Origin of the sequence: Actinoplanes siamensis (genome assembly GCF_016862395.1) — a bacterium.
GTDB lineage: Bacteria > Actinomycetota > Actinomycetes > Mycobacteriales > Micromonosporaceae > Actinoplanes > Actinoplanes siamensis.
Genome location: NZ_BOMW01000014.1, coordinates 178,469 through 204,648, shown reverse-complemented (window position 1 = coordinate 204,648; position 26,180 = coordinate 178,469). Strand labels below are relative to the sequence as shown.

General features: G+C 69.9%; 23 protein-coding genes and 4 tRNA genes. 15 read left to right on the top strand and 12 right to left on the bottom strand.

Annotated features, from left to right (window positions below; all coding sequences use genetic code 11):
- Positions 1-39 precede the first annotated feature (39 nt).
- From Asi03nite_RS07415 to Asi03nite_RS07400, 4 genes are all read left to right on the top strand, one after another.
- Positions 40-112 (top strand) — tRNA-Glu (locus tag Asi03nite_RS07415).
- Positions 113-218: 106 nt separating this feature from the next.
- A tRNA-Ser gene (locus Asi03nite_RS07410) sits at positions 219-306 on the top strand.
- 2 nt (positions 307-308) lie between these two features.
- Positions 309-381, top strand: a tRNA-Val gene (locus tag Asi03nite_RS07405).
- Between the two features lie 2 nt (positions 382-383).
- A tRNA-His gene (locus tag Asi03nite_RS07400) sits at positions 384-457 on the top strand.
- Between the two features lie 163 nt (positions 458-620).
- Here the strand turns inward: Asi03nite_RS07400 and Asi03nite_RS07395 are convergent.
- Together Asi03nite_RS07395 and Asi03nite_RS07390 are read right to left on the bottom strand one after the other, a co-directional pair.
- Positions 621-1,493 (bottom strand): NAD(P)-dependent oxidoreductase, encoded by an 873-nt coding sequence (locus tag Asi03nite_RS07395; RefSeq protein ID WP_203677658.1) that lies wholly within the window; start codon positions 1,491-1,493, stop codon positions 621-623.
- Positions 1,490-1,690 (bottom strand): NAD(P)-binding domain-containing protein, encoded by a 201-nt coding sequence (locus Asi03nite_RS07390; protein WP_203677657.1) that lies wholly within the window; start codon positions 1,688-1,690, stop codon positions 1,490-1,492. Before Asi03nite_RS07390 ends, Asi03nite_RS07395 begins: the two co-directional genes overlap by 4 nt.
- A 134-nt stretch (positions 1,691-1,824) precedes the next feature.
- On the opposite strand from Asi03nite_RS07390, the gene Asi03nite_RS07385 reads away from it, so the two are divergent.
- Entirely contained in the window at positions 1,825-2,196 is a 372-nt protein-coding gene (locus tag Asi03nite_RS07385) for a winged helix-turn-helix transcriptional regulator (protein WP_203677656.1), read from the top strand.
- Between the two features lie 156 nt (positions 2,197-2,352).
- Here the strand turns inward: Asi03nite_RS07385 and Asi03nite_RS07380 are convergent, their stop codons facing one another.
- On the bottom strand, positions 2,353-3,222 hold the full coding sequence (locus Asi03nite_RS07380; RefSeq protein WP_203677655.1) for an AraC family transcriptional regulator: 870 nt from the start codon (positions 3,220-3,222) through the stop codon (positions 2,353-2,355).
- A gap of 180 nt (positions 3,223-3,402) precedes the next feature.
- Here Asi03nite_RS07380 and Asi03nite_RS07375 point away from each other — a divergent pair, with 180 nt between their 5' ends.
- Positions 3,403-4,215, top strand: a complete 813-nt coding sequence (locus Asi03nite_RS07375) for a phytanoyl-CoA dioxygenase family protein (protein WP_203677654.1) — start codon at positions 3,403-3,405, stop codon at positions 4,213-4,215.
- 470 nt (positions 4,216-4,685) lie between these two features.
- On the opposite strand, the gene Asi03nite_RS07370 is transcribed toward Asi03nite_RS07375, so the two are convergent.
- A complete protein-coding gene (locus Asi03nite_RS07370; protein WP_203677653.1) occupies positions 4,686-7,022 on the bottom strand; it encodes a putative bifunctional diguanylate cyclase/phosphodiesterase in 2,337 nt (778 codons plus the stop codon).
- 214 nt (positions 7,023-7,236) lie between these two features.
- On the opposite strand from Asi03nite_RS07370, the gene Asi03nite_RS07365 reads away from it, so the two are divergent.
- A complete protein-coding gene (locus tag Asi03nite_RS07365) occupies positions 7,237-7,446 on the top strand; it encodes a hypothetical protein (RefSeq protein ID WP_203677652.1) in 210 nt (69 codons plus the stop codon).
- A gap of 28 nt (positions 7,447-7,474) precedes the next feature.
- On the opposite strand, the gene Asi03nite_RS07360 is transcribed toward Asi03nite_RS07365, so the two are convergent.
- Positions 7,475-8,755, bottom strand: coding sequence for an outer membrane protein assembly factor BamB family protein (locus tag Asi03nite_RS07360; protein WP_275409338.1), 1,281 nt, complete (start codon positions 8,753-8,755; stop codon positions 7,475-7,477).
- Between the two features lie 244 nt (positions 8,756-8,999).
- Between Asi03nite_RS07360 and Asi03nite_RS39145 the strand changes: the two genes are divergently transcribed.
- Genes Asi03nite_RS39145 through Asi03nite_RS07350 form a run of 3 tightly spaced genes read left to right on the top strand, consistent with a single transcriptional unit; the run spans position 9,000 to position 11,720 of the window.
- A complete protein-coding gene (locus Asi03nite_RS39145; RefSeq protein ID WP_482866125.1) occupies positions 9,000-9,290 on the top strand; it encodes a hypothetical protein in 291 nt (96 codons plus the stop codon).
- Between the two features lie 10 nt (positions 9,291-9,300).
- Positions 9,301-10,728, top strand: coding sequence for a cytochrome ubiquinol oxidase subunit I (locus tag Asi03nite_RS07355; RefSeq protein ID WP_203677650.1), 1,428 nt, complete (start codon positions 9,301-9,303; stop codon positions 10,726-10,728).
- On the top strand, positions 10,725-11,720 hold the full coding sequence (locus Asi03nite_RS07350; protein ID WP_203677649.1) for a cytochrome d ubiquinol oxidase subunit II: 996 nt from the start codon (positions 10,725-10,727) through the stop codon (positions 11,718-11,720). Before Asi03nite_RS07355 ends, Asi03nite_RS07350 begins: the two co-directional genes overlap by 4 nt.
- A 104-nt stretch (positions 11,721-11,824) precedes the next feature.
- Here the strand turns inward: Asi03nite_RS07350 and Asi03nite_RS07345 are convergent, their stop codons facing one another.
- The gene (locus Asi03nite_RS07345; RefSeq protein ID WP_203677648.1) at positions 11,825-12,079 is read right to left on the bottom strand and encodes a DUF3040 domain-containing protein; all 255 of its coding nucleotides are present in this window, start codon (positions 12,077-12,079) and stop codon (positions 11,825-11,827) included.
- A gap of 113 nt (positions 12,080-12,192) precedes the next feature.
- Between Asi03nite_RS07345 and ctaD the strand changes: the two genes are divergently transcribed.
- On the top strand, positions 12,193-13,983 hold the full coding sequence (gene ctaD / locus Asi03nite_RS07340; protein ID WP_203677647.1) for an aa3-type cytochrome oxidase subunit I: 1,791 nt from the start codon (positions 12,193-12,195) through the stop codon (positions 13,981-13,983).
- 466 nt (positions 13,984-14,449) lie between these two features.
- Here the strand turns inward: ctaD and Asi03nite_RS07330 are convergent, their stop codons facing one another.
- The 3 genes from Asi03nite_RS07330 to Asi03nite_RS07320 form a co-directional block, all read right to left on the bottom strand.
- Positions 14,450-15,733 carry a pyridoxal phosphate-dependent aminotransferase gene (locus Asi03nite_RS07330; RefSeq protein WP_239102507.1) on the bottom strand — a complete coding sequence of 428 codons (1,284 nt, stop codon included), beginning with the start codon at positions 15,731-15,733 and terminating at the stop codon, positions 14,450-14,452.
- 123 nt (positions 15,734-15,856) lie between these two features.
- On the bottom strand, positions 15,857-16,519 hold the full coding sequence (locus Asi03nite_RS07325; RefSeq protein WP_203677646.1) for a response regulator: 663 nt from the start codon (positions 16,517-16,519) through the stop codon (positions 15,857-15,859).
- A gap of 74 nt (positions 16,520-16,593) precedes the next feature.
- Complete coding sequence (locus tag Asi03nite_RS07320) at positions 16,594-17,781, bottom strand: sensor histidine kinase (RefSeq protein ID WP_239102506.1); 1,188 nt, start codon at positions 17,779-17,781, stop codon at positions 16,594-16,596.
- Positions 17,782-17,949: 168 nt separating this feature from the next.
- On the opposite strand from Asi03nite_RS07320, the gene Asi03nite_RS07315 reads away from it, so the two are divergent.
- The 3 genes from Asi03nite_RS07315 (at position 17,950) to Asi03nite_RS07305 (ending at position 22,625) form a co-directional block, all read left to right on the top strand.
- Complete coding sequence (locus tag Asi03nite_RS07315) at positions 17,950-18,690, top strand: ABC transporter ATP-binding protein (RefSeq protein WP_203677644.1); 741 nt, start codon at positions 17,950-17,952, stop codon at positions 18,688-18,690.
- Positions 18,684-21,074 (top strand): FtsX-like permease family protein, encoded by a 2,391-nt coding sequence (locus tag Asi03nite_RS07310; protein ID WP_239102505.1) that lies wholly within the window; start codon positions 18,684-18,686, stop codon positions 21,072-21,074. The genes Asi03nite_RS07315 and Asi03nite_RS07310 overlap by 7 nt, the downstream gene beginning before the upstream one ends.
- Before the next feature lie 624 nt (positions 21,075-21,698).
- Complete coding sequence (locus Asi03nite_RS07305) at positions 21,699-22,625, top strand: MBL fold metallo-hydrolase (protein WP_203677643.1); 927 nt, start codon at positions 21,699-21,701, stop codon at positions 22,623-22,625.
- A 235-nt stretch (positions 22,626-22,860) separates the two neighbouring features.
- Here the strand turns inward: Asi03nite_RS07305 and Asi03nite_RS37705 are convergent, their stop codons facing one another.
- From Asi03nite_RS37705 to Asi03nite_RS07290, 3 genes are read right to left on the bottom strand one after another with little or no spacing between them, the layout of a single operon-like run.
- Positions 22,861-23,853 carry a class I SAM-dependent methyltransferase gene (locus tag Asi03nite_RS37705; protein WP_239102504.1) on the bottom strand — a complete coding sequence of 331 codons (993 nt, stop codon included), beginning with the start codon at positions 23,851-23,853 and terminating at the stop codon, positions 22,861-22,863.
- An 11-nt stretch (positions 23,854-23,864) separates the two neighbouring features.
- A complete protein-coding gene (locus tag Asi03nite_RS07295; RefSeq protein ID WP_203677642.1) occupies positions 23,865-24,617 on the bottom strand; it encodes a cytochrome c oxidase assembly protein in 753 nt (250 codons plus the stop codon).
- On the bottom strand, positions 24,614-25,072 hold the full coding sequence (locus tag Asi03nite_RS07290) for a DUF2243 domain-containing protein (protein WP_203677641.1): 459 nt from the start codon (positions 25,070-25,072) through the stop codon (positions 24,614-24,616). Before Asi03nite_RS07290 ends, Asi03nite_RS07295 begins: the two co-directional genes overlap by 4 nt.
- A gap of 233 nt (positions 25,073-25,305) precedes the next feature.
- Here Asi03nite_RS07290 and Asi03nite_RS07285 point away from each other — a divergent pair, with 233 nt between their 5' ends.
- Positions 25,306-26,127, top strand: coding sequence for a hypothetical protein (locus Asi03nite_RS07285; RefSeq protein WP_203677640.1), 822 nt, complete (start codon positions 25,306-25,308; stop codon positions 26,125-26,127).
- Positions 26,128-26,180: the final 53 nt, after the last annotated feature.

The window sequence follows — 26,180 nt, the reverse complement described above, 5'->3', positions numbered from 1 at the left end:
CACGGCGGAGGCCGGTGGTTCGATTCCACCATCAGGCACGGAGCCGTCGACTAACCGGCAGGTCACCGTCCTTTCAAGTCGGAAGGTGCGGGTTCGAATCCCGTCGGCTCTACTCATTCCCTCGTCGCCTCGGCAGGGCAGCGCACTGTTGATACGTACCGGTGTCAGTTCGAATCTGACCGAGGGAGCCGCCAGGCCGGACCATGTCCGGCCTGATCGTGGGGGGCCGGCCTGGCTTCGGAACCGCGACTGGAAATCGCGGGCGCGGGCAACCGCGCGAGGGTTCGAATCCCTCCCCCTCCGCCAACCCCCGTGTAGCTCAGCGGAACGAGCGCTCCGTTCACACCGGAGAGGCCCCTGGTTCGATCCCAGGTGCGGGGACTGTGGTCGTAGCTCAGCGGTAGAGCGCCGGATTGTGGCTCCGGAGACGCGGATTCAACTGCCGTCGATCACCCCAGTGGGAGCGCCGGCGCCGATGCTCACGCTGAGTAACCCGTGGACGTGGGCTTCCGCCGGGTCGTGGCAGATCAGTGCACGCCGGCGAGGGTGGCGAATTCTGAACCTCGGGCGACCCGCACGGCCGGGGGGAGAACCGGCAATGCGAGCCGCCCGCCGCGTGCTCAGGCTTTAATCACGTCGTAGAGGGCGGTCCAGCCACGGGTACCGTGACCGGCGGCGATGGCTCGGTCGTAGTGTGACTTGACGGCCGCCGGCAGCGCGCGGTCGACGCCAGCCTGGTCACTGGTCCGCAGGATGTGCCCGGCGGTGGCCCCCATCATCAGGACGGTGCTGAGGTCGCCCGGGTGTTTCCCGGCGGCGATCTCGGCGGCGATCTCGGCGCCGCTGCCGACCATCGCCGGGACGTCGGTGAGCATCGCCATCGCGTCCGGTAGGAAGTCGGCCGCCGGGGTGCCGGCCGCGGTCACCATCGCGGTGGAGTGCAGCAGGCCGGACAGCGTGGTGAGGAAGACATTCAGATATGCCTGGTAGAACAGCTGGGCCAGTCCTGGATCGCCGCCGAGGTAGCGCGGGTCGCCGATCAGCCGTAGCGCCGGTTCGTGGGCGGCGAAGACCTCGCCCGGCCCGCTGTAGTAGACGTATGCACCGGGGCCGCCGACCGCCGGGGCCGGCACCATGATGCCGCCGGTGACGAAGCGCGCGCCCCGGTCGGCCGCCCAGGCCGCGGCCTGGCGGGACGCGTCGGGTGTATCGGAGCTGAGGTTGACCAGATCACGGCCGGTCAGGAAGTCCGGGTGTTCGCCCAAGATCCGGTACATCGCCGCATAGTCGGTGAGGCTGAGAATGGTCAGCGGGCTCGCGGTGACCGCCTCCGCTGGGGTGGCCACCAGGGTGGCACCGGCTTCTACCAGGCGGTCGGCGCGTCCGGGCGTACGGTTCCAGACGGTGACCGGGTGGCCGCCGAGCAGGAGAGCGCCGGCCATGGCCCGGCCCATCGGACCAAGGCCAATTACGGTGACAGGTTCGTGGCTCATCGGGCGGCCCTCAGCTCTTCGACCGGCCCGTCGCCGGCGACGGCCTTGTCGACGGTGTCGGCGACGACCGCGCCCCGACCGGCCAAAGGCCGCGCCCGCCGCGGGTCACGGTTCCACCCAACCACGGGAAGGCCGGCGTCCAGCAGTGTCGCGGCCAGGGCTGTACCCATCGCGCCCAGGCCTAGGAATGTGGTCATGAAATGTGTCCTCAACAGACTGGAAGGAACAGATGAGCGGCGCGCCGGTCACCATGGTTTCCCCAGTACAGTGCGGCCAGCAAGTAGCCACTATTTGGTGCGGTACTCACCTTTTCGAAAGTATGGAGGGCCGGATGGCAGCCGGTGCGAGGCGGGGACCGTACATCTGCGGCATCGACGCCGGGATGGACGTGGTGACCGGCAAGTGGAAGTCGCTGATCCTCTGGGAGCTACACAACTACGGCACCCGGCGCTTCGGTGAGCTGCGGCGGGGCCTGCCGGGGGTGAGCGAGAAGATGCTCGCGCAGCACCTGCGCGAGATGGAGGAGGACGGGCTGCTTGACCGGAAGATCTACCGCGAGGTGCCGCCCCGGGTGGAGTACTCGCTGACACCGCACGGCATCTCCCTCAACGAGGCGCTCCGCGCACTCGGCTCCTGGGGCCAGCAACGGGTCAAGCGCCTCGCCGCTGAGGGCAGCCTTATCGAGGTTTCCCCTCCGGCCTGAGCACACTTCGAGGCTGCCAGCAGTCACCGCGTACCGGTCGGCCGATCCGGCCGCCCCGGGCTCGAGGGTTCACGCCGCGTAAGGCAACCACGCTCGCGCAGCCAGCCCACCGCTTTGTGCCGTCGAAGTTTCTCCGCCGGGGTGCTTGCGGGGTCGCTATGCCGGTTCGACGGGCAGCCAGAGTTCGCAGGTCGCGGCGCTGAAGTCGTCTGTGTGCTCGAGCACTGCCACGATCTCCGGGCCTGGCCGCAGACGCCAGGGGTTGGAGGGAAACCACTCGGTTGCGGTGGTGGCCCAGGTCTTCTGCAGGGTCTGCGGATGTGGCCCCGCGGTTCGGAGGACCACCCATCTGCTGGCCGGGACCTTGATGATGTCGAGGCCGTCGGGGACCGGCGTGTCCGGGGACACGGCGACCCCGTGCAGGTAGGTCAACGCGCTGCCCTCGGCACGGTCGGGGTCGAGGTCGTCGGTGACCGCGAGCAGGCCCGCTGGCTCGGTGTCACCGAGGGCCTTCAAGCGCTGGTGCTCCTCCGTCGGCAGTGCAGTGATGTGTTGCCGGATGTGCGGATTGATGCCCTGGTGGACCAGCGGAACGCGAGCCGCGTGCCCGACCAGCCGGAACTCGCGGTGGTCGACGATGCGGGTCTCCATGCGTTCGCTTCCTTCCACGGTCAGGCGGAACCTCAGCTGTGGCTGGGTGCGCAGGGGCCCTCCGGCGTGCCGCACCTGTCCAGGGCTGACGCCGTGGACCGCCCGGAAAGCCCGCCCGAACGCCTCGGTCGAGCCGTATCCGTGCCGGACGGCGATGGTTAGCAAGTCCTCCTCACCGCGGACGACGGCGGCGGCGGCGACGGTCATGCGGCGGCGACGCAGATACTCCGACAGCGGCATGCCGGCCAACGACGAGAACATCCGACGGAGGTGGTATTCGGTCGTGCCCAGCGTCCTGGCCACCTCCTTGACATCGAAGTCACTGGCCAGGCTCTCCTCGACGAGGTCGACGAGCCGGTTGAGTGCCGCGATCATGAAGCTCCCCTCCGATGTCCACCTTGGCCGAGGCGCACCGGTCGCGCCCGATCGTTGTGGCCCGATCCGATCATGGCCGGCACCGTCGCGGCACCGACGCGCGCTTCGAGGGGCAGGCCCGACAAAGGTTGCGCGGAAAGTGTCGGGTGATCGGGGAAGGCGTCGCCGCACGATAGCGGCATGGATGACACGACCCTGGTATCCCGCTTTCTGCGCGACGGCTTCGTGAAGCTGGAAGGCGCCGTCGCGCCGCGCGTGGCCGCGGACTGCGCGCGGCTGCTCTGGCGAGAGACGGGCTGCGAACCGGACGATCCAGCGACGTGGACACAGCCTGTGCACTGGATACCCGACATGGCGCAAGGGCCGTTCGCCGCCGCACCCAACTCCCCGTTCCTGCACCACGCGTACGACCTGCTCGTCGGTGCGGGACGCTGGGAGCCGCGTTACTCACTGGGCACCTTCCCGCTGCGCTTCCCGCACGAGACCGAGCCGGATGACGCCGGCTGGCACATCGAGGGGAGCTATCTGCCGGAGGGCGAGAGCTGGTACTTCACCAACGTGCGCTCTCGGGGCCGGGCGCTGCTGATGCTGTTCCTGTTCAGCGAGGTCGGCGAGCAGGACGCCCCGACCCGAATCCGGGTCGGCTCCCACCTCGACGTGCCGAAGGTCCTGGAGAAGTACGGGCAGGACGGTGCGAGCGGGCTGGCCCTGGCGCCCGATCTGGTGGCGGCGTCGGCCCACCGGCCACTCGCCCTCGCCACCGGCGCCCCGGGCGACGTCTTCCTGTGCCACCCGTTCCTGGTGCACGCGGCGCAACCGCACCATGGGGTCCGGCCGCGCTTCATGGCCCAGCCGCCGCTGATGCCGGCCGTGCCGTACGAACTGGAGCGAGCCGACGGCGCGTATTCACCCGTGGAGATCGCGATCCGCCGGGGCCTCGGACAGGACACCCCGGGTCCGGACGCAGACGGCACCGACCGCAGCGCCGGATAGCCGAACGTGGGCATGGTCGGGTGCCGTACGACTCGGCCGACGTCGGCGACGTGCAGTACGGCTACCTCGGGCAATACCAGCGGGCCACCGACAACCCGGCCGGATGCAGGATGCGGTGCCGCCGCCGGAACCCGAGTCGAGGCCCGTTTCGCCGTGGTTGAGGTATGCCGAATGAGAGAAGACGCATCGACGGCATCCCGTGTCCTACGACCTCAGTCGAAATGGATGCGCGTCAGTTCGCTGTCAGCCCAGTCCGCCAACCTCGTCGGCCGTATGGTGCCGGGGTCGTGGGACTGGTTGAGGTCGTCGACGATGGCGGTGAGGACCGCCTCTCGCTCGGCCGGGTCGGTGACGGTGACGGCGTGAGCCGGCAGGTCTGCCCTGACGCCGTGGTCCCGACGCCGAGCCCGACTTCCGCCATGGTCAGGTCCATGGCGGAAGTCTGCTCGACGATCCCCCCACGTTGTCTACTAAGCCAGTTGAGATTGTCGAGCTTCTCGCTGCCTGGGACCATCGAGCAGGAGAGCCACGTCACTCGCCGGCATCGGCCGCGCGAAGTGATACCCCTGGGCGAACCGGTAGCCCGCACGGTGCAGACGTTCGGCCTGCTCGGCGGTCTCCACGCCCTCGGCCACCGCCTGGATCCGCAGGCCCCGGGTGATCCCGATCAGCCCGTCGAGGATCACCGCCTGCGGGCTGTCCGAGGTCACCCCGTCGACGAACGACTTGTCCACCTTCAGCCAGCTCACCGGAGTGTCGACGAGCAGGCTCAACGACGACTGGCCGGTGCCGAAGTCGTCCAGCGCGATCTTCAGGCCCAGCTCGTCGAGCCGGCGCACCACGTCCAGGGCGGCGCCGGTGCCGAGCACCGCCGTCTCGGTCACCTCGATCACCAGCTTCGCCGGATCCAGCCCGATCGTGGCGAGCAGTTCGGCCACCTCGTCCGGGAAGCCGGGCTCGTTCAGCTGGCGGGCCGAGACGTTCACCGACACCTTCCGCGGGGCGTCGGCGCCGTACTCCCGCTGCCAGTCGGCGATCTGCCGCATCGCGGTCGCCAGCACCCACCGGCCCACCTCGATGATCTGCCCGTCGCGCTCGGCGAGCGGGATGAACTGCGCCGGCGAGATCATCCCGTGCTCCGGGTGCCGCCAGCGGACCAGCGCCTCCAGCCCGGCCGGTCGGCCGCTCGGCAGCTCCACGATCGGCTGGTAGACCAGGAACAGCTCGTCGCGGGCGATGGCCCGGCGCAGGTCGGCGCCGAGCCGGGCGTCGGTGTCCGCGCGCTCGTCCATGATCGGGTCGTACCAGGTCCACCGGCCGCCGCCGGCGTGCTTGGCGGCATACATCGCCACGTCGGCGCGGCGCAGCAACTCCGCCGAGGAGTCACCGGGCGCGCTCGCGGTGACCCCGACGCTGATCCGCGGGGTCATCTCCCGGCCGCCCACGATCATCGGCTGCTGCACCGCGGACACCAGCTCGCGCAGCACCTCGTCGGTCTCCGCCGGCCCGGCCCCGGGCAGCAGCAGGGTGAACTCGTCGCCGCCGAGCCGGGCCACCGTGTCCTGCGGGCGCAGACTCTGCCGCAGCCGGGCGCTGATCGCGCACAGCAGCGCGTCGCCGGTGTCGTGCCCGTGGCGGTCGTTGACCACCTTGAAATCGTCCAGGTCGAGCAGCACCGCGACGACCGGTTCGCCCGCGGAGAGCCGGGCGGAGAGGCGCTCGACGTACGCCCGGCGGTTGCTGATCCCGGTCAGCGGGTCGTGGCTGATCTGGTGGTCCAGTTCCTTCTGGTACGCCCGCAACTGCCGCAGATTGGCGTCGACCGTCGCCAGCAGCCGCGAGTTGTCCCGCAACGTGCTGATCTGCCGGACCACCACCAGCAAGGTGAGCGCGGCCGCGGCGCTGGCGATCACCGTGTCCGTGCCGCCCTGCCGCAGCTCCTGGTTGAGCACGGTGAAGTAGAGCCCGCCCACCGCGAGGTACGGCAGGACGCTGAACCGTCGCGATCGGGACCGTTCGACCGGCGGCGCGTGCCGCCGCCGCCACTGCCGCCGAGCCGCCAGCACGCTGGTGGCCTGGGATAACGCGACCCCGAGGATGGTGGTGCTGAGGTACGGCCGGTCAGCCAGCAGTGGCGCCACGCCCCCGGTGGCCGCGGACAGCGCGACGCCCGCCGACAGGATGTGCAGCGACCCGCGGTCCAGCCGCCCGGCCCCGGCGAAGGCCAGCTTGACGATCGTGACCAGGGAGACAACCGTCACCACGACGATGATGAGAAGCGTGGCCGGGGCGGCGGTCGGCGCGTCGCCGAAGTCGACCCGGCTCAACCAGAAACGCCAGGCCAGTACCCCGCCGGTGAGCAGCACGATCGCGGTGTCCAGGCCGAACCGCAGCCAGTCGCCGGCGGACCGCTTCCAGGCCGGCAATCGCAGCAGCGCCCACAGCACGATGACGTGCAACAGGCCGAACAGGCCCAGCGTGCGCGGGCTGAAGTCCTGGGAGGGCACCGGACCACCGAGCGCGTCCTCCATGCTGCTGAACACGGCGACGATCAGGATCGCGGTGGCGACCCCCAGCCGCCCCCAGAACCGGCGGGTGCCGTCGTCGAGCTGGCGCGTGCGGGCGAGCCGCCGGCATTCGTAGATGACCAGCGCCGGCAGGATCGGCAACGGCAGCCAGCCGATGATCGGGTGCGACCAGACGTGTCCCAGACCGATAAGGAACCAGCCGAGTTCGAAGGCGAGCAGCCCGACGGCGGCGACCGACGGGACGTCGATCCGGCGCGGAGCGCGACGCGGTACGGGCATGTCAGATCCATCGGACAAACGGCCCGGATACTGAAGAAAAACTCTCTACCTCCGCTCCGGGCAGCGGGTCGATGGCGAGCCGGGTGGGCGCATCGGCACGCCACCCGGCCGCTCGTCACCGCCGACTGGATCGCCGGATGGCGTCGCGATCAGGCGCGCGGCGGGTACCCGGTCCTGGCCTGTGGTGGCGACATCGAGCTGCGCAGCGCCACCGGTGCTCGGCCGACTACGCCACGCCATCGAACGCCGCCACGACGTGTTGATCGACATTGCCGGTCTCAACCAGGACGCATTCGACGCGCTGCAGTTGCTGGCCGCCGGTGACCGGACACCCGGAGCACTCACCCGAGGCCATCAAGCCGCCGAACTGTCCGCTCCGCACACCCGCGATTTCATGTCGGCGAGAGCCGTCAGCCAGGTGTGAACCGATGTCACGCGAGCCATGGCCTTCGTCAGCCGACGTTCATCACCTGGAGCTGGCCGTCGAGCAATCGGGTCAGGTGGTGGCCGACGAGTTCGTACGCTGAGTTGAGAAGTTGGTAGTCGGCCTCGCCTATCAGTTTGCTCCGGCCGGTGGCGACGTCCAGGTCGTAGACGCTGATGGCACCCACCGGGTCGTCGGGCCGGGGCCGCAGGAGCAGCAGGCGCCCGTCGCCGATGACGGAGACCGCGGGCTGGCCGGGTACCTCGTCGCCGAGTCGCCGTCCGGTCTGCGCGTCGATGACCGACACCAGTGGTTGCCGGCCCTCGTCGGAGGTCCGCGGACTGTGGGAGGCCACGATGCGGTCCCCGAGTACGGACCAGATGCCGTAGTCGGCGGGAAGCGCCCACCGCTGCACTCCGGTTACGGGGTCGAGGCCGGCGATCCCCTTCGAGCCGGACAGGCAGACGACCGGGCCGCAGCCGTCCAGGGCACCGCCTCCGGCCTGCTCGGCCTGCCAACTCTCGGCCAAGGTGTCCAGCCGGAACGCGGTGACAGCAAACGCGCTTTCGGCACGGAACTGGACGAGCACACTGTCGCCGGCGAAGGACAGGTACCGCTCGTCGATGGCCTCGTCCGGCAGGCGACGGCTGATCAGCGGGGTGCCGTCGTCGTACCGCAACAGGATGAGCAGTTCACCGGTGTCCACGGCGATGACTCCCGGCCGACCGTCACCGAACCGGACCTGGACGCCCCCGATGCCTCCCATGGGCCGCTGCCAGATCGTCCTGCCGTCACGGGCCCCTACCAGCCGTAGCCCGGTGGACCGGCCCTCTACGTCGCTCTCGCGCAGCAGCACCGTGCCCACGGTATGAGCTTCTGTGCTGCCGGGCGACTGCCACAACGGTGCACCGGTCATGGCATCCAGGACGGTGTTGCCGTTCTCGGACGGCACCAGCACGATCCCCGCATCGGGCAGCACCGAGAACCATCCGGCCGAGACTGCCGCAGGAGTCGTCGGCCGGGTCCAGCGGGCATGCCCGGTGGCGAGTTCGTACGCGGTCAGCTCACCACCGCCGTCCACCGCCCGATGAGCCCATACCGTGTCTCGGTCGGCCTGAGTGAGCAATGTGCGTGTGGAGGGAGCCGTCCACGCCATGCGAACGGTCGGCTCACCGGTAGGCGCGGAATGCAACGTCCCGAGACAGGCGGTGACGGCGAAGCCCAAGGCGAGGCCACGCCATCGCCGGGCAGCTGGCTGTCGGCCCGTCACGACCCGATTCGGTCGGCTGAGATCCCCGAGATCGATCATCGCCACCAGTTGACCTTAGCCGTTTCCTCGTACCATCACGTATCGATCTAAGTAAATGCAATGCCCTTATGGCGCGGTGCCGGACATTGAGCCTCGTGGCTCTGTCGCGTTGTTCGACCGGGAGACGCGTTCAGCCCGGCCAGGTGGCGTGGTCAGATCGCCATGGCGAGTTCGGCGAGCGCTGCGGTGACTTGCAGGCGAGGGTGTTCGTCGACGGCGAGTTCCGGCCGGGGCGATCGACGCGTTGATCGCGTGTGCCGAGGCGTGCACGGCGTGCGCTGATGCCTGTCTGAGCGAGGACATGGTTGCTGAGCTGACGTATCTGTGCCGAGGCCTGCCGCGCCTGCGAGAACGCCTGCCGCGAGCTGCTGACCAGCATGAGCTGAGATCGGGTCGCCGGGTCGCCGCCGCATGGGTGTGCCTGGCCATCGCTGCCGCTCCGGGCGTCTTGGCAGGTCTCAATGCCGCTGGTTACGAGCTCGAGGTCATCGGAGAAGGCCCGGGTGGTACGTTTCCCTGGGCGTCGGAGGGGTAGGCGGGCCGCCATGGCGATGTTGCCCCCGGCCGCGCTCCCGGCGGCCGCCGTTGTCGCGCAGGATCCGGCGCAGATGCTGCCCGCCCGCGAGCAGATGGCGTTCACGCTGGGCTTCCACATCATCCTGGTGCCGTTCGGGGTGGCGTTCACGTTTTTGATGCTCATCGCGAACGCCCGCGGGCTGCGACGCGGCGACGCGGAGGCCTTGTTGCTGGCGCGCCGCTGGTCTCAGGTGGCGGCGGTGCTGTTCGCCGTCGGCGCCGTCTCGGGGACCGTGCTGTCGTTCGAGCTCGGGCTGCTCTGGCCGCGCCTGATGGGAACCTATGGCGCCGCGTACGGCATCCCGTTTGCGGTCGAGGGCTTGTTCTTCTTCCTCGAAGCGATCTTCGTCGCTATCTACGTCTACGGGTGGCGGCGGATGCGCCCCTGGCCACACTTCTGGACAGGGGTGCCCGTCGTGCTGTCCGGCATCGGCGGCACCCTTTCCGTGGTGGCCGCGAACGCCTGGATGAACCAGCCCGGCGGCTTCACTCTGCACGACGGCAGAGTCACGCAGGTGCGGCCGCTGGCGGTCGTCTTCAACCGGGCGTTCTGGTACGAGGCCATTCACATGCTGCTGGCCGCGTACATGGTGGCGGGGTTCATCATCGCCGGTGTCTACGCGGCCGGAATACTGCGGGGCCGCCGGGACGACTACCACCGTCTCGGCCTGGTCATCCCCCTCACCGTCGCGGCGCTCACCACGCCACTGCAGATCTTCGTGGGTGACGTGGCGGCCCGGGAGGTTTACCACTACGAGCCGGCCAAGTTCGCCGCCATTGAAGCGCTGGCGCGCAGCGGCACCCATGTGCCGGAAGTCCTCGGCGGCTACTACGCCGACGGCCAGGTTCACTGGGGGATCGACATCCCGTCGGGCGCGTCGATCCTCTCCGGCTACAAGCCGTCCACCCGGATCACCGGCCTCGAGGCGATACCGGCCGCCGTGCGGCCCTCCGACCGGCTGGTCACCGTCGTGCACCTCGCGTTCGACGTCATGGTCGGCATCGGCTTCGCGCTGCTCGCGCTCTCGGCGTGGTACGCCCTCGGCTGGTGGCGGCGACACGACCTACCGCGCAGCAGATGGTTTCTGCGGGCCACCACGGTCAGCGGGATCCTCGCCGTCGTGGCCCTGGAGGCCGGCTGGGTGGTCACGGAGGTAGGCCGGCAGCCGTGGACGGTCGTGGGCTACCTGCTGACGCGCGACGCGGTCACCACGTCGGGCAACCTCTGGCTGTTCTTCGCCGCCACGCTCGTCTTGTACGTCGCCGTCGGTGCTGCCACGTTCTACGTTCTCCGGCTGCTGCCACGGCGGTGGCGCGCCGGGGGCAACGCCGGCAGCGCCGATGTGCCGTACGGGCCGTCCCGAGCCCACGACGATGTCATCCAGGAGCAGTCGTGAGCACCTTCGCCGCCGTCGTCCTGTTCGCCGGGGTCCTCGCGTACGCCGTCCTCGGCGGCGCAGACTACGGCGCCGGGCTCTGGGACCTCACCGCCGGCGGCGCCCGCCGTGGCCAGGGCCCCCGGCATCTGCTCGACCAGACGCTCGCCCCGGTGTGGGAGGCGAACCACGTGTGGCTGATCTTCTGCCTGGTCATGCTCTGGACCGGCTTCCCGCAGGCCTTCGCCGCCATCATGACGACGCTCTACATTCCGCTGGGCCTGACCGCCCTCGGCATCGTGGTACGCGGAAGCGGCTTCGCGTTCCGCAAGGTCGTCCTCCACACCCAGCAGCAACGTGCCGTGGGCGCCGCCTTCGCAACCTCCTCGGTCATCACACCGTTCTTTCTCGGCACCGTGACCGGCGGCATCGCCTCCGGGCGTGTCCCCGCCGACGGCCACGGCGATCCGATCACCAGCTGGATCAATCCCACCTCACTGCTGGGCGGGGTGCTCGCCGTCGCGGTGTGCGCGTTCGTGGCCGCGGTATTTCTCACCGCCGAGGCGCGCCGGTTGGCCGAACCGGAACTGCAGCGCTGGTTCGGCCGCCGTGCCCAGGGCTGCGCCGTCGTGACCGGGGCGGTGGCCGTGGCCGGTGTGTGGATCCTGCGCTCGGATGCCCACCGCCTCTTCCACGGGCTGCTCACCCGGGGCCTGCCGCTGGTCGTCGTGTCGGCGGCATGCGGTCTCGCCTGCCTGGCGCTACTGCACCGGGCGGCGCCCCGGCTGCTGCAGGCCTTGGCCGCCAGCGCCGCCGGTACGGTCGTGCTGGGATGGGGCGTAGCACAGTATCCATACCTACTCGGCAGCCATCTGCGCATTACCCAGGCCGCGGCTCCGGACACAACACTCTGGGCTCTCGCGATCGTGGCGGGGGCCGCGCTGCTCCTGGTCGTCCCGGCCATGGCGTTGCTGTTCGCGCTGCAACAGCGCGGCGACCTGGACAGCACCTGATCGCCGTTCCACCGCCGGCCCATTGTACGGTCCTGCGGTCGGCCGGGTGCAACCGCTGGCCGGCGCCGAGGCGCCGGAGCTGGCCGCGCGGTTGCAGCGCCTGATCACCGCGATGCTCTGGCCCGCCACACGAGCACCATCATCACCACGACGGCTGTCGCGTTGATCGCGACCAGCACCGCCCGCGGGCCAAGGAAAAGTCCCACGAACGGCAGTGACATGAACGACAGCACGCACAGCACCGAGACCGTCGGGAACGGGACGGACGGCGAGCCCATCCGCCGAGCGAAGGCCGGGTCGCTGGCGCACAGCCGCTGCTCGATGTCCTCGAGGGCGCGGCGGTCCTTCTCCTCCAGCATGCCCTCCCCCTTCCGGACAAAAGAGGAATAGCCGATCTGCCACGAATTGAACAGTTGAAGCCTATAACAGAGGGTGAGCACTAGGTCCCCATATGCGCAGCCGAGGAGGCTGGATGACCACCGTCGCCCCGAGGCCGACCCCTGTCCGACCGCACCCGGTCCGTCGGCAGGTACGAGGCTCGGCACTGACCCGGATCCTGCGCACCACCGATGCCAAGCAGATCGGCATCATGTACATGGTCACGTCGTTCGTGTTCTATGCCATCGGTGGTTTCCTGGCACTGCTGATCCGCGCAGAGCTCGCCCGGCCCGGCATGCAGATCCTCTCGCCCGAGCAGTACAACCAGATGTTCACCATGCACGGCACGATCATGCTGCTGTTCTTCGCGACGCCGATCGTGTTCGCCTTCGCCAACTTCATCGTGCCGATCCAGATCGGCGCACCGGACGTGGCGTTCCCGCGGCTCAACGCGTTCTCCTACTGGATGTACCTGCTCGGCAGCCTGATCGCGGTGGGCGCGTTCCTGACGCCCAGCGGCGCGGCCGACTTCGGCTGGACCGCGTACACGCCGCTGAGCGACTGGGAGCACTCGCCCGGATACGGCGGCAACATGTGGGTGGTCGGCCTGGCGCTGACCGGCCTGAGCAGCATCCTCGGCAGCGTCAACATCATCACGACCGTCCTGTGCCTGCGCGCGCCGGGCATGACCATGTTCCGGATGCCGATCTTCACCTGGAACATCCTGGTCACCACCCTGCTGGTGATCATGGTGTTCCCGCTGCTCGCCGCCGCCCTGTTCGCCCTGGCCGCGGATCGGGTGCTGAACGCGCACGTCTTCGACCCGGCCACCGGCGGGCCGATGCTCTGGCAGCACCTGTTCTGGTTCTTCGGCCACCCCGAGGTGTACGTCATCGCGCTGCCGTTCTTCGGCATCATCACCGAGGTCATCCCGGTCTTCAGCCGCAAGCCGGTCTTCGGCTACAAGGGCCTGGTCGCCGCCACGCTCCTGATCGCCGGCTTGTCGATGAGCGTCTGGGCGCACCACATGTTCGCCACCGGCCAGGTGCTGCTGCCGTTCTTCAGCATCCTGACCTATCTGATCGCCGTCCCGACCGGCATGAAGTTCTTCACCTGGATCGGCACCCTGTGGCGCGGCCAGCTCAGCTTCGAGTCACCGATGCTGTTCGCCATCGGGTTCCTGGTGACCTTCCTGCTCGGCGGCCTGACCGGAGTGCTGCTGGCCAGCCCGCCGAACGACTTCCACGTGCACGACAGCTACTTCGTCGTGGCGCACTTCCACTACGTGCTGTTCGGCACGATCGTGTTCGCCGTCTTCTCCGGCGTCTACTTCTGGTTCCCGAAGATGTTCGGCCGGATGCTCGACGACCGGCTGGGCAAGGTGCACTTCTGGCTGACTTTCATCGGCTTCCACACCACCTTCCTGGTCCAGCACTGGCTCGGCGACGAGGGCATGCCCCGCCGTTACGCGGACTACCTGCCCGAAGACGGGTTCACCACGCTGAACACCATCTCGTCGATCGGCGCGTTCGTCCTGGGCGTGTCGGTGCTGCCGTTCGCGTACAACGTGTGGAAGTCGTACAAGGTTGGCCCGGTCGTCACCGCCGATGACCCGTGGGGACACGGCAACTCCCTGGAGTGGGCCACGTCCACGCCGCCGCCGCTGCGCAACTTCCACGAGATGCCCCGGATCCGCTCCGAGCGGCCCGCGTTCGACCTCAAGTACCCGCATCTCGCGGCCGGCGAGCAGTCGCTGGCGGGGCCGCCGGAGGGCGGTGCGCGGCCACTGACTCCCGAGTCCGACGGTGGTGCGACGTACTCCGAGGACATCGCCTCCGACCGCGAGCGAGGCCTGGAGCGCGACCGGAAGAAGAAACGGCGCTGACCGCTTGCGGGCGGCGGGTGGGCGCTCTGGAGATCAAAACCCGATTGCGGGGTACGACCAGAGCACACCGCCCGCCGCCCGCGCCTCTCCCGGCCGCCGCTGCGCATCGCCTGTTGTCACTGCGCTTCGCCTGTCGCCGCTGGGGCTCTGTCCCCGCTGAGCTTCGTCGCCGCTGAGCTTCGTCGCCGCTGAGCTTCGTCGCCGCTGAGCTTCGTCGACGATGCTTTGGCGCGCCGCCGAGCCCATGCCGGACGGCGGGTTCGGTGGACTGCAGGATGTCGCCGATCTGCCCGTACGATGGCACGGTCGTAGGCCTGCCAGCGCAGCCAGACGTCCTGCGCCAGATCCTCGGCCTCGGAGGCGCTGCTCAGCATGCGGTAGGGGCGATGCCGAACAGTCGCGGCCGCACGCTGGTGAGGACGCGTGCCGCTGCCTCGAGGTGATCCGCGGCGCGCCTTCGACTCCGTCACCCGCCCATGGTAGGAACCAGTTTCTGAATGCGGGTGATCCCCTCGACGAGGTCGGCGTCACTCAACGCGTACGAGAATCGCAGGTATCCGGGCGTGCCGAAGGCCTCGCCCGGGACCACCGCGACCTCGGCTTCGTCGAGGATGAAGGTGGCAAGTTCGGCAGAGGTCCGGCCGCGCAGCAGGCCCTTGACGGACGGGTAGACGTAGAAGGCGCCCTGCGGTTCCGGGCAGACGACGCCGGGGATGGCGTTGAGCATTTCCACGATGGTGCGGCGCCGCCGGTCGAACGCCTCCCGCATGCGCGCCACCGCGGACAGGTCCCCGGTGACCGCGGCGAGCGCGGCGGCCTGGGCGATGTTGCAGACGTTCGAGGTCAGGTGGGACTGCAGGTTGAGCGCCGCGCCGATCAGGTCACGGGGCCCGTACATCCAGCCGACCCGCCAGCCGGTCATGGCGAACGTCTTGGACACGCCGCTGAGCACGAGCGTCCGGTCGGCGAGTTCGGGCACCACCACGGGCATCGAGTGGAATTCGGCATCTCCGTACACCAAATGTTGGTAGATCTCGTCGGTGACCACCATCAGATCGTTCTCGGCAGCCCATCCGCCGATTTCCGCGAGCTGTTCCCGGGAATACACCGCGCCGGTCGGATTCGACGGCGAACACATCACCAGAACACGCGTCCGCGCCGTCCGCGCCGCTTCCAACTGTTCCACGCCGACCCGATACCCGGTCGACTCGTCGGTGACCACGTCGACCGGGACGCCACCGGCAAGGCGGACCGCTTCCGGGTAGGTGGTCCAGTACGGCGCGGGGATCAGCACCTCGTCGCCGGGATCCAACAGCGTAGCGAACGCCTGGTAGACGGCCTGCTTCCCACCGTTGGTGACGATCACCTGCCCGGCGTCGATCGGCTGGGCGCTGGCATGCGCGATCGCCTCCCGCAGCGCGGGCTGGCCGCCGGCCGGGGTGTACTTGTGGTTGCGCGGGTCACGGCAGGCCTCGGCGGCGGCCTCGACGATGTGGTCGGGCGTCGGGAAATCCGGTTCACCGGCCCCGAACCCGATGACCGGCCGCCCAGCCGCCCGTAACGCCTTCGCCTTCGCATCAACGGCCAGGGTGGCGGATTCCGCAATTCCAGAAATTCGCTGGGAGATTCGACGCATGAGCTGATCCTGCCAGCCGCAGCGCGCCGGAAAAAGCCAATAAAATCTACTGCGATTCCTTTCTGGTACGACAACAATCACGGTTCCCGGGTGGGACATCGCCCCGGTCTTCACCTGACACCCCCCTCTCCTGCACCACATCGCACGCCGCCCGCCAGCCGCCTCCCCTACCGAGCGCCCACGCCAACCGCATCCCCCACCCAAACGCCCACGCCGCCCACCAACCCTTGCCCCTACTCAAGCGCCCACAGCGACCAGCCCCGTCTCGTAGGCGACGATTACGAGTTGGGCCCGGTCACGCACCTCGAGTTTCGCGATGATCCGCCCGACGTGCGTCTTCACGGTGGCCAGGCTCAAGGCCAGGTGCTCGGCGATCTCCGCATTCGACAGCCCGCGGCCGATGAGGGTGAGCACTTCCCGCTCCCGCTCGGTCACGCCGTCCAGGCGGCGCGGGATCGGCCGCTCCGACTGCGGCCGGCGGGCGAACTCCGAGATCAGCTTCCGGGTCACCTTCGGCGCCAGCAACGCCTCCCCCGCCGCGACGACCCGGATGGCCCTCAGCAACTCAGCCGGCGGAGTGTCCTTGAGCAGGAAGCCACTCGCGCCGGCCCGCAACGCCCCGTACACGTACTCGTCCAGGTCGAACGTCGTCAACATCAACACCCGCACGCCGGCAAGCTTGGGATCACCGGCGATCAGACGGGTGGCCTCGATCCCGTTGAGGTCCGGCATCCGCACGTCCATGAGCACCACGTCCGGGCGGGTCTCGGCGGCTACCCGGACCGCCTCCGTGCCCGTACCCGCTTCCCCCACCGTGGTGCAGTCTCCGGCGGAGTCCACGAGCACCCGGAAGCTACCGCGCAGCAACGCCTGGTCGTCCACGATCAAGACCCGGATCATCGGGCGATCACCCCCTTCCACAACATCGGTCACTGTCGACACCGCACCATCCGCCCGTACCATTACGCGCCACCTCAGGACGCCGATCCGCTGACCGGCAGGAGCGCGGTCACGCAGAACCCTCCGCCGTCGCGCGGCCCGGCGCTGAACGTCCCTCCGTGCAGCGCCACCCGCTCACGCATCCCGATCAGCCCGTGCCCGCCACTGCTGGCCCGCGGCGGCTGTTTCCCGTCGTCGCTGACCTCCACGCGTACGTCGTCGGGACCCACCACCACGGTGACCTGGCAGTGGGCCGGCGCGGCGTGTTTGACCACGTTGGTCACCGCCTCCTGCACGATCCGATACACCGCCAGCTGAAGCGACGGGGATATCGCGTCCCGTGCCGCGCCCTCCGGAGGGTCCACGGTGAGTGTCACCCGGGCGTCGCCCAGTGAGGCCGACTCGACCAGGTTCGGCAGGTCGTCGAGCCCGGGCGTCGGCGCATACGGCGTGTCCTCGCGCAGCATGTCGAGCACCTTGCGCACTTCGAACATCGCGGATCGTCCCGTCTTCTCGATGATCTGCAAGGCGTCGCGGGCCTCGGCCGGATCCGACTCCGCGACGTGGTTGCCGATCGACGCCTTGACCACGATCAGCGTCATCGTGTGCGCGATGACGTCGTGCAGCTCGCGGGCCAGCCGGAGCCGTTCCTCCATCGCCGCTTCGCGCCGGAGCTGCTCGCTGCGCTGGGTGTTCTGCGCTCTGCGCTCACCGATCGCAAAACCCAGGATCGCGGACGGCGCGATCACCAGACCCCCGAAGATCGCCGTCAGGAACGCCGGCGGTCCGTCCGGCGGGAGGCTCTGGCCGGCGTAGAGCGCCGGCCCGCCCATTCCGGCACTGACCAAGAAGGAGCAGATCGCCACGATCAGGAACGCTCGGCTGTCCCGCACAGCCGTGCCGAAGGTGTAGAAGGCCAGGGCGAGAGCACCGACCGGACCGGGCGCGGCGAAGGACGGGATGAACTCCAAGGCCAGCGCGAGGGAGGCGGCGAGCGTGACGGCGATGGCCACCGGGAAGGGCCAGCGACGGCGGACCACGACCGGAAGCCCGATGGCAAGGGCGGTGAGCCCCGAGACCCAGACAGGCTCGGCCGGGCGGCCGTCCGTCGGCTCGGCCAGCGCACCGGCGAACGAGACCAGTACAACGACCGCCGCCGCGACGGCGTCGAGTCCGTAGAGCTCGGCCGGGCGGAGGCGCCTGATCAGCTGGGCGGCATCCATGCGCAAGACGGTAGCGGCCGCGGAGGCGCCGCGCGTCGGCCCGCGAGCCGTCATCCCCAGGGATGACGAAGGACGATTCGGAGGTACGGCGTACCACGCTGGGTGGAACGGAAAGTGTCAATCCCGGTCCGACGCGCGACCCGGCCCCGTCCCGGCATCGTTTCCGGCATGACGACGCAGACGGTTGTTCTGGAGGACATCCGCGCCACCTACGGCACGGGCGAGCGGCGATTGGTCGCGCTCGACGGCGTATCGGTTGCCTTCGAGCGTGGCACGTTCTCCGCGGTGATGGGTCCCTCCGGTTCGGGCAAGTCTACTTTGTTGCACTGCGCGGCCGGCCTCGACCGCCCGTCCAGCGGCTCGGTGACCATCGACGACGTCTCGCTCGGCGGTCTGACGGAGGACCAGCTGACGCGGCTGCGGCGCGACCGGATCGGCTTCGTGTTCCAGTCGTTCAATCTGGTCTCTTCGCTGACCGCCGAGCAGAATGTGGCGCTGCCGGCCCGGCTGGCCGGGCGTCGCCCAGCACCCGGCGCCGTCGCCGCCGCCCTCGCCGAGGTCGGCCTGGCCGACCGCCTCCGGCACCGCCCGAGCGAGCTCTCCGGAGGCGAACAGCAGCGGGTCGCGATGGCCAGGGCGCTGATCAGCCGGCCCGCGGTGGTGTTCGCCGACGAGCCGACCGGCGCGCTGGACAGCGTGACCTCGCGGCACATCCTGGATCTGCTGCGGAGACTGGTCGACGAGCACCATCAGACGGTGGTGATGGTGACCCACGATCCGGTCGCTGCCGCCCGTGCCGACCGGGTCGTGTTCCTCTCGGACGGCCGGATCGCCGACGACGTCCGGGGGCCCCTGGCGCCTGAGCAGATCGCGGCCCGCACCGCACACCTGGTGGAGAAATCGTGCTGAGGCTCCGCCGGGCAGCCGGTGCGCTGGTGGCCGTGGTTATCGGGATCGCGCTGGTAACGCTTGCCCTGCTGCTGCTCGTCGCGGGCCGGCCGAAGATTCCTGACCGTTTGGCGGGTGCGGCGGTCATCGTCCAAGCGCCGGAGAGCCACACTCCGGCTGACCCGTTCCCGCCCACCATCCCGTGGCCGGGGACGAGAGCCGAAGAGATGAGCAAACGGCTCTCGGGCCTGCCCGGGGTCGCGGCAGCCGTCGCGGACCGCTCCTTCTACGCCCAGGCCGTGATCGACGGAAGGCCGGCCCAGGACGCGGTTCAGGGACATGGCTGGTCGTCGGCCCGTCTCGGCGGTGTGCGCCTGGTGACGGGTGAGCCGCCACGGCAGCCGGGCGATGTGGTGGTGGACGAGTCACTGGGACTCCAGCCGGGAGCCGCGATCACGCTGCTGACAGCGAAGGGCCCGGTGCCGCACACGGTCACCGGACTGGCCGATCGGCCCGACTATCTGGTGCCCGACGACGTGGCCGCCCAACTGGCGCCCGGAGTGCGCGCGATCGGCCTGGTCCTCACGCCGGGTACGGACGCCGGCTCGGTGGCGGCAGCCGCTCGCGGGATCGTCGGCGCCGCAGGCACGGTGCTGACCGGTGACGCTCGCGGCGCCCTCGAACCGCGTGAGGACGCCCGCACCCGCTGGATCGGCATGCAGGTGCTCACCGGGGTCGCGGCGCTCGCCGGGTTCGTGACGGTGTTCGTCGTCGCGTCGACGTTCGCGTTCACCGTCGCGCAGCGCCGGCGTGAGCTGGGCCTGCTGCGGGCGGTCGGTGCGACGCCCCGCCAGGTGCGGCGGATGGTGTACGGCGAAGCGCTGCTCGTCGGCGGAGCCGGTGCGGTTCTCGGGGCCATCACGGGTGCCGCGGTGGCCCCGCTGGTGGGCCGGCTTCTCATCGATGCGGGATTCGAGCCGGCGACATACGAAATCCGGTACCACCCCCTCCCGATCCTCGGCGGGCTTCTGCTCGGTCCGCTGGTCGCGCTGGCCGGCGCCTGGGCTGCGGCTCGCCGAGCTGCACGGGTGCGGCCGCTGGAGGCACTGCGTGAGGCGGCCGTCGAGCAGCGTCCGATGGGACGGTTGCGCTGGATCACGGGTGCCTCGCTGGTCGCGGTCGGTGTCGCGCTGGCAATCGGTGCGGCCGGATCGGACGACGCCCAGGATGGTGCGACATTCGCGCTGTACGCGGCGATGGCCCTGGTCACCGGGATGGTTGCCGTTGCGCCCGCGGTGATACCGCTGGTCGTGCGGCTGTGGCGGCTTCCGGTGCGGGCCGGCGGCGGAGCGATCGGTTTGCTGGTTCGTGAGGGCGCGCTGACCTCCGCCCGGCGTACCGCGTCCACGGCCGCTCCGGTGCTGCTGACCGTCGCGTTCGCGGTGCTGGTCTCCGGCATGGTACGGACGTCCACGGCGGCGTATGCGGCGGGTCGGCAGGCGGACGTGGCGGCTGGCCGTGTGTTGGTGCCGGACCGTACGCCGGGGCTGTCCGACGCCGCCGTGACCGCCGTGTCCGGAGCGGCAATCCTGCCGACCACAGCGTTCGGAGCGGACCTGCGCGCGCTGAGCGGTCTCGGCGTTGATCCGGCCGCGTTCGCCCAGGCCGATCGGAGCGCGCGGGTGATCATGGGCGGCCTGGATGGCCTTCGGGACCCGGACACCGTGGTGGTCACGGAGTCTGCGCATCTGCAGCCCGGTGCGGCCTGTCCGGTCACCTTCGCCGACGGGCGGCAGATCGCCCTGCGAGTCGTCGGGGTCGTCGCCGACGGGTCGATCCGCGGTGATCTCCTGATGTCCCGCGACATGGTGCGGCGACACGACCCCTCCGCGCTGACCTCTGCCGTGTATCTGGACCGCGAGGTTCCGGCCGGCACTGGCGCGCGGGTGATCGACGTGAGGACGTGGGCCGCCGAGGCGGACAGTGCCGAGGACCATTTGGTGTGGCTGTTCACGCTCATGCTGATCGGGGTCTCGGCCGGCTACGGCGCTATCGCGGTCGCGAACACGCTGTTGATGGCTGCTCAGGGACGCGCGTCCGACTTGCGGGTGGTGCGGTTGGCCGGGGCGACGCGGCGGCAGGTGGCCGGGTATGTCGCAGCCGAGTCCGCGCTGGTCGTGGCTATCGGTGCGGTGCTCGGCGGGCTGGTCGCGTTCGGAGCTCTCCTGGCCGTCCGGGCAGGTTTGAGCGAGCAGACCGGCGCAGAGGTTCCGCTGGTCGTGCCGTGGCCGGTCATCGCCGGCGTGGTCGGGCTGTGCCTGATGCTCGCGCTGGTGGCCGGCGCGCTGCCGACCAGGCGGATGCTGCGGGCGCCCGCCCTCCGCCTCTCCCAGGCCGACCTGTGACGACTCCGCGCACCGGCACCTTGGCGAGCACTCAAGGCCCGGCACATGCCGACAGCCGCGGCACGCCCAGGGACCGGCGACCTCCATCTTCCGCGCATCCGCCACGCGCTCTGCCCTACCGGTCCGGGCCGCGGTTGAGTCAATCAGGGGCGCATAACCAAGCGTGGCCCAGGGACGCCGCGCCAGACGCGGTGTCCGGCGCAGGCCGGGGGCGCGGCGTCCAGCACCAGCCGGGGGGCGCGGTGTCCAGCACCAGCCGGGGGGCGCGGTGTCCAGCACCAGCCGAGGCACGCGTCCAGCGCGCCACCGGCACACCCGGGCGCCGCCCAAGGCGCGCCCCGGCACGGCCCGAGGCGCGCGGCAGGGCACCGTTCACTCGATGGATGCCTGGGACTCGGCGGGGTCTCGGGCTGGGCTTGGCTCAGCACGCGCAGCCGGAGTGGGAGTAGCGGATACAGCCCGAGCGGGAGTAGCGGGTACAGCCGGGCTGGGAGTGGCGCGCGCAGCCAGGGCGGGAGTGGCGCGCGCAGCCGGAATGACAGCAGCGCGCGTAGCCGAATCAACCACCTCGATAAGGACAGGAGGGTCATAAACGGGGCATTAGGCACGCGGTAGCCTCTCGGCATGAACGCAACGGAGGACTCGGCCGAGCTGATCGAGGTGCGGCCCGGTATTCATGCCTGGGTGCAACCGGACGGCTCGTGGTGGCTCAACAACGCTGGAGCGGTCACCACCGCGGCGGGGCAGCTCGTGGTGGACACCTGCGCGACCGCCACGCGGGCGCGGCGGTTCCTGGATGCGCTGGGGGCGGCTGCCGGGCGGCTGCCGAAGCTGGCGGTCAACACGCATCAGCACGGGGATCATACGTACGGCAACAGTCTTCTTCCCGCGGAAACAGTGATCATCGGGCAGGAGAAGATGCGGGAAGGGCTGCGGAGCGATCCGATCATCGACGGGTGTCCGCCGTTCTGGGCGCCGGTGCCAGACTGGGGCGACGTGGAACGGCGGTTGCCGGACGTCACCGTGGCGGACGCCCTCACCGTGCACGTCGGTGAGCGGCGGGTGGAGCTGCGGCACCCGGGCGGGCCGGCGCACACGACCGGCGACCTGATCGCCTGGGTGCCGGACGTGCGGGTGCTGTTCACCGGGGACCTGGTCTTCGCCGGGCTGACGCCGCTGGTGTTCATGGGGTCGGTGCAGGGTGCGCTGGCGGCGGTCGACTGGCTGGCCGAGTTCGGGGCCGAGGTGATCGTTCCGGGGCACGGGCCGATCCTGAGCGGTGACGACATCTCGCGGGTGCTGGACGAGCATCGGCGGTACTACCGCCTCGTCCTGCAGGCCGGCGCAGCCGGCATCGAGCGGGGGCTGTCACCGCTGGAGGCGGCTCGTGCCGTCGAGCTGGGCGAGTTCGCCGGGTGGGCGGACGCGGAACGGATCGTGCTGAATCTGCACCGGTTCTACGCCGATCACCACGATACCGAACTGGACCTGATCGCGGCTTTCATGGACGCCGTCACCTACAACGGTGGCCCGCTCCCCACCCGCGTCTGACGAAGGAGACCAGAGCGCGAGCCTGAGCGGACGGAGCGGAAGCCGACTCGGAGCGCGAGCACGAGCACAAGCGCGAACAGGAGCGGCAGCACGAGCACGAGTTGGGCAACGCGAGCACGAACGGGCAACGCGAGCACGAACGGGCAACGCGAGCACGAACGGGCAGCGCGAGCACGAACGGGCAGCGCCGGGTGCGGCGAGCCAAAGTGGGCGCGGGAGCGCGAGCCGGAACGGCTCAGACCCGGCGGGCGAGGTGGACGACGATGTCGGCGGTGAGCTCCAGCGTGTCCGGGACGGCCGCGAGGATCCGCCGGTAGACCTCCGCGCGGTGGGCCGGCGGCAGGGTGAGGTAGGCGGAGACAGTGGACAGGTGACCGACGTAATCGCGGGAGCTCACCGTCAGTCGCCGGCCGATCGTCACTTGGCGGACGTCCTCGAACAGGGGAGACTGTTCCAGCTCCGTTCCCGGCCACTGCATCTCCTGCTCCGGCGGTGTGCCGTCCGGGGACGGGAGCTCATCGGTCTCCAGGAACGGCGCGCGAGCCGCCCGGACCGCTTCCGCCACAGCGGGATCGGCCAACTGGACCGGCCCGCCGCACGAGGCGAAGACGCCGCCCGGCCTCAGGAGACCGGCGATGCGCTCCCACCGGCCCTCCGGCCGCGTCCAGTGCAGCGCCGCCGCCACATAGAACAGATCATGACGCTCACCGCCGACCGGATCACGATGCTGGCCGTCGAACAGACCACGACTCTCGCCGTCGGACAGATGATTACGGCCGCCGGCGAACAGACCACGACTCTCGCCGTCGGACAGATGGTTACGCCCACCGTCGAACAGAGCGCGACTCTCGCCGCCAGACCGGCCACGGCTGTCCTCGCCAGCCATCTCGCGGCTCTCACCGGCCCGCTCGCGACTCCCGCCAGCCAGGTCACGACGCCCGCCGGCCGGCAGGTCCTCGAGCGCCGCCCGCACCGCCCGCACCGAGGGCGGCACGTGTTTGCGCAGCTCGGCGAGCATCGCCGGATCCGGTTCGGTGGCGGTCACGGTGATCCCCGGCCTCGCGAACAGCCGAGTCGCCTTGCCCGTCCCCGCCCCGATCTCCAGAGCCGTGCGGACCGGGTGGCCCGCGTACGCCATCACCAGGTCGAACAGCTCCTCGGGATATCCCGGGCGGAACCGCTCGTACGCCTCTGCCACCGGACCGAAGCTCAACGCGCGCACCGACATGCCGAGTATCCTCACACGACCGGCCCGGCCACCGCCCGCCCCCGGGGCCACCGCCGCCTGACTCGCCAGCCGCTGACCAGCGCCACCGCGAGCAGCAACTCCGCGATGTCCCCGCCGTAGTACATCAACGTCGCCCCGGCCTCGCGCTCGGCGACGGGCACCGGCAGGTCGACGAACACCCCGGCGTACATCATCTGAGAAACGACCGCGTGGAAGGCGATCGCCACCCCGAGCGCCACCAGCCGCGCCGGAACCGACGGTCGGCGGGGCGCGGGATCCGGGCCGGCGACCACCCACGCGAAGAGGTACCCGGCAAGTAGGAAGTGGACGTGCACGAGTAGCTGCGCCCCCGGATGCCGGGTGGTCCAGGCGTACAGCGGCGTGAAGTAGAGCACTGTGAGCCCACCCAGGTTGAGCAGCAGCGTGACGACCGGGTTGGCCACTCCGCGCAGGCGGGCCAGCAGCCGGCCGACCGCACGACCGGCGGGACGCGGAATGCTCCGCAACAGCAGGGTCACCGGCGCGCCGAGGGCCAGAGCCAGCGGCGCGAGCATTCCGATCGTCAGGTGTACGGCCATGTGTGCCCGAAAACCATCGCCGTCCCAGGTGAGCGCGACCACGAGCAGCGCGCACCCGGCCAGGAACGACATCGTCCGCCGACGGGACCAGTCGCCCCGTACGGTCGCAAACAATTCATAAGTGACCGCCAGGGTGGCGCTGCCCAGCAGGAGCAGCCCGCCGTCGGGGTGATGAGCGTGGTTCACCGGCGCAGCAGCCACCCGAAGCCGACGAGCACCGCCCCGAACCCGAGGAACCCGAGGTCCCACCACAGCTGCTGCGGACCGCCGTGCACGTGGTGGATCCCCAGGATCTGGTGGTCGATCAGTCCTTCGACCAGGTTGAACAGGCCCCAGCCGACGAGCATCCAACCCCACAGCGTCCGGGAGCCCCACACCTGCCGGCGGTCCGCCGTCATGCGGTTGTACAGCAGACCGATTCCGATCAGCACGGCCAGCCACGTCACGGTGTGGAAGAGCCCGTCGGCGAACGTGTTCATCCGCAGCCCGTCGACGGTGTCCACGGAATATCTGGTGCTCAGCAGGTGGTGCCACTGCAGGAGCTGGTGCAGCAGGATGCCGTCCACGAACCCGCCGAGTCCCACACCAAGCACGATCCCCGGCAGCGCGATCCCGGAAGCGGGGGTGGTCGATGTCGTCATGCCGCGCCGACTACCCGCCATGAGCTCGTCCATGCCCGGGAATTGCCGACCGATCACCCGCTGATCGGGCCGACCACCCGGCGATGCCCTGGGCATATAGCGCAAGCTTGACCAGAAGCGGATGTGATTCTTAATTTCTTGACATGTTCTAAGTTCTGACCAATGCTGCATAAGTCCGATTCCACCGTTATGCCAGGTCATCCCCTTCCTGGCATCCCCAAGGAGTCCCCCAGATGTCCTACGCTCTCGACGACGCCACCCTTCGTCAGCTCTGCGCCCAGGCGCTCAGCGGGCACACCTCGCCGAACCGTTTCGTCGCCCTGGCGCTCGCCACCACCGACCCGATGGCCGACGTTGCGCGCACTGTCGAGCGCATGGTGTTCGAGGAGTCGTTCGGGCTGGACGCAACCGCGATGCTCGCCGAGTACGGGCCGTACGAACAGCACAGCTATTTGTTCTTGATCCTCGACCGGGAGACCGGCATGCCGGCCGGCGCGGCGCGGGCGATCGAGGGTGGCGGCAAGACCTTGGACGACGCGCCCGAGCTGATCGGCCGCTCGCTGTCCGAGATCGTCGACATGCACGGCCTGCACGACGGCGGCAAGATCTGGGAATACGCCACGCTCGCGGTCCTCCCCCGTTACCGTGCCGACCGCAACGGCCTCACCGTCAGCGGCATGCTGTACCGCGCGTTCATCAACGCCGGCCACCGCTGGCAGGTCCGTCACGTCGTCTGCATGCTGGACGCGGCGGCCTACCGCAATCTGGACATGCTCGGCGTCCGCTTCATCGCGATGGCCGGCTCCGAGCCGTTCGAGTACCTGGGCTCGGCCGCGAACCGCGCGCTCTACATCCCGTTCGAGGAGATCGCCCGTTCGATGGGCGACATGGCCGAGCAGCTGAGCCAGCCGGAGGTCCCGGACGCCGGCGGCCGCCGACGGCCGGGCCTGCGCCGCCTCACCCAGCGCCTGGCCTCGCAGGTGTCCTCGGGCGACGACCTCGACCCGCACATCACCATGCCGGGCTTCGAGCGGCGCCGCCGCCCGCGCCCCTGAGCCGGCCCAGCAGACATCCGATGCGGCCGGCCGTGCGTTCGACCCGATCCGGG

Coding starts and splice junctions, on each gene's coding strand:
- Asi03nite_RS07385 (WP_203677656.1), top strand. CDS start 1,825: ATGGCAGCCGGTGCGAGGCGGGGACCGTACATCTGCGGCATCGACGCC.
- Asi03nite_RS07315 (WP_203677644.1), top strand. CDS start 17,950: ATGACGACGCAGACGGTTGTTCTGGAGGACATCCGCGCCACCTACGGC.
- Asi03nite_RS07375 (WP_203677654.1), top strand. CDS start 3,403: ATGGATGACACGACCCTGGTATCCCGCTTTCTGCGCGACGGCTTCGTG.
- Asi03nite_RS07345 (WP_203677648.1), bottom strand. CDS start 12,079: ATGCTGGAGGAGAAGGACCGCCGCGCCCTCGAGGACATCGAGCAGCGG.
- ctaD (WP_203677647.1), top strand. CDS start 12,193: ATGACCACCGTCGCCCCGAGGCCGACCCCTGTCCGACCGCACCCGGTC.
- Asi03nite_RS37705 (WP_239102504.1), bottom strand. CDS start 23,853: ATGTCGGTGCGCGCGTTGAGCTTCGGTCCGGTGGCAGAGGCGTACGAG.
- Asi03nite_RS07325 (WP_203677646.1), bottom strand. CDS start 16,519: ATGATCCGGGTCTTGATCGTGGACGACCAGGCGTTGCTGCGCGGTAGC.
- Asi03nite_RS07390 (WP_203677657.1), bottom strand. CDS start 1,690: ATGACCACATTCCTAGGCCTGGGCGCGATGGGTACAGCCCTGGCCGCG.
- Asi03nite_RS07360 (WP_275409338.1), bottom strand. CDS start 8,755: ATGATCGATCTCGGGGATCTCAGCCGACCGAATCGGGTCGTGACGGGC.
- Asi03nite_RS07370 (WP_203677653.1), bottom strand. CDS start 7,022: ATGCCCGTACCGCGTCGCGCTCCGCGCCGGATCGACGTCCCGTCGGTC.
- Asi03nite_RS07290 (WP_203677641.1), bottom strand. CDS start 25,072: ATGACGACATCGACCACCCCCGCTTCCGGGATCGCGCTGCCGGGGATC.
- Asi03nite_RS07355 (WP_203677650.1), top strand. CDS start 9,301: ATGGCGATGTTGCCCCCGGCCGCGCTCCCGGCGGCCGCCGTTGTCGCG.
- Asi03nite_RS07320 (WP_239102506.1), bottom strand. CDS start 17,781: ATGGATGCCGCCCAGCTGATCAGGCGCCTCCGCCCGGCCGAGCTCTAC.
- Asi03nite_RS07285 (WP_203677640.1), top strand. CDS start 25,306: ATGTCCTACGCTCTCGACGACGCCACCCTTCGTCAGCTCTGCGCCCAG.
- Asi03nite_RS07380 (WP_203677655.1), bottom strand. CDS start 3,222: ATGATCGCGGCACTCAACCGGCTCGTCGACCTCGTCGAGGAGAGCCTG.
- Asi03nite_RS07305 (WP_203677643.1), top strand. CDS start 21,699: ATGAACGCAACGGAGGACTCGGCCGAGCTGATCGAGGTGCGGCCCGGT.
- Asi03nite_RS07395 (WP_203677658.1), bottom strand. CDS start 1,493: ATGAGCCACGAACCTGTCACCGTAATTGGCCTTGGTCCGATGGGCCGG.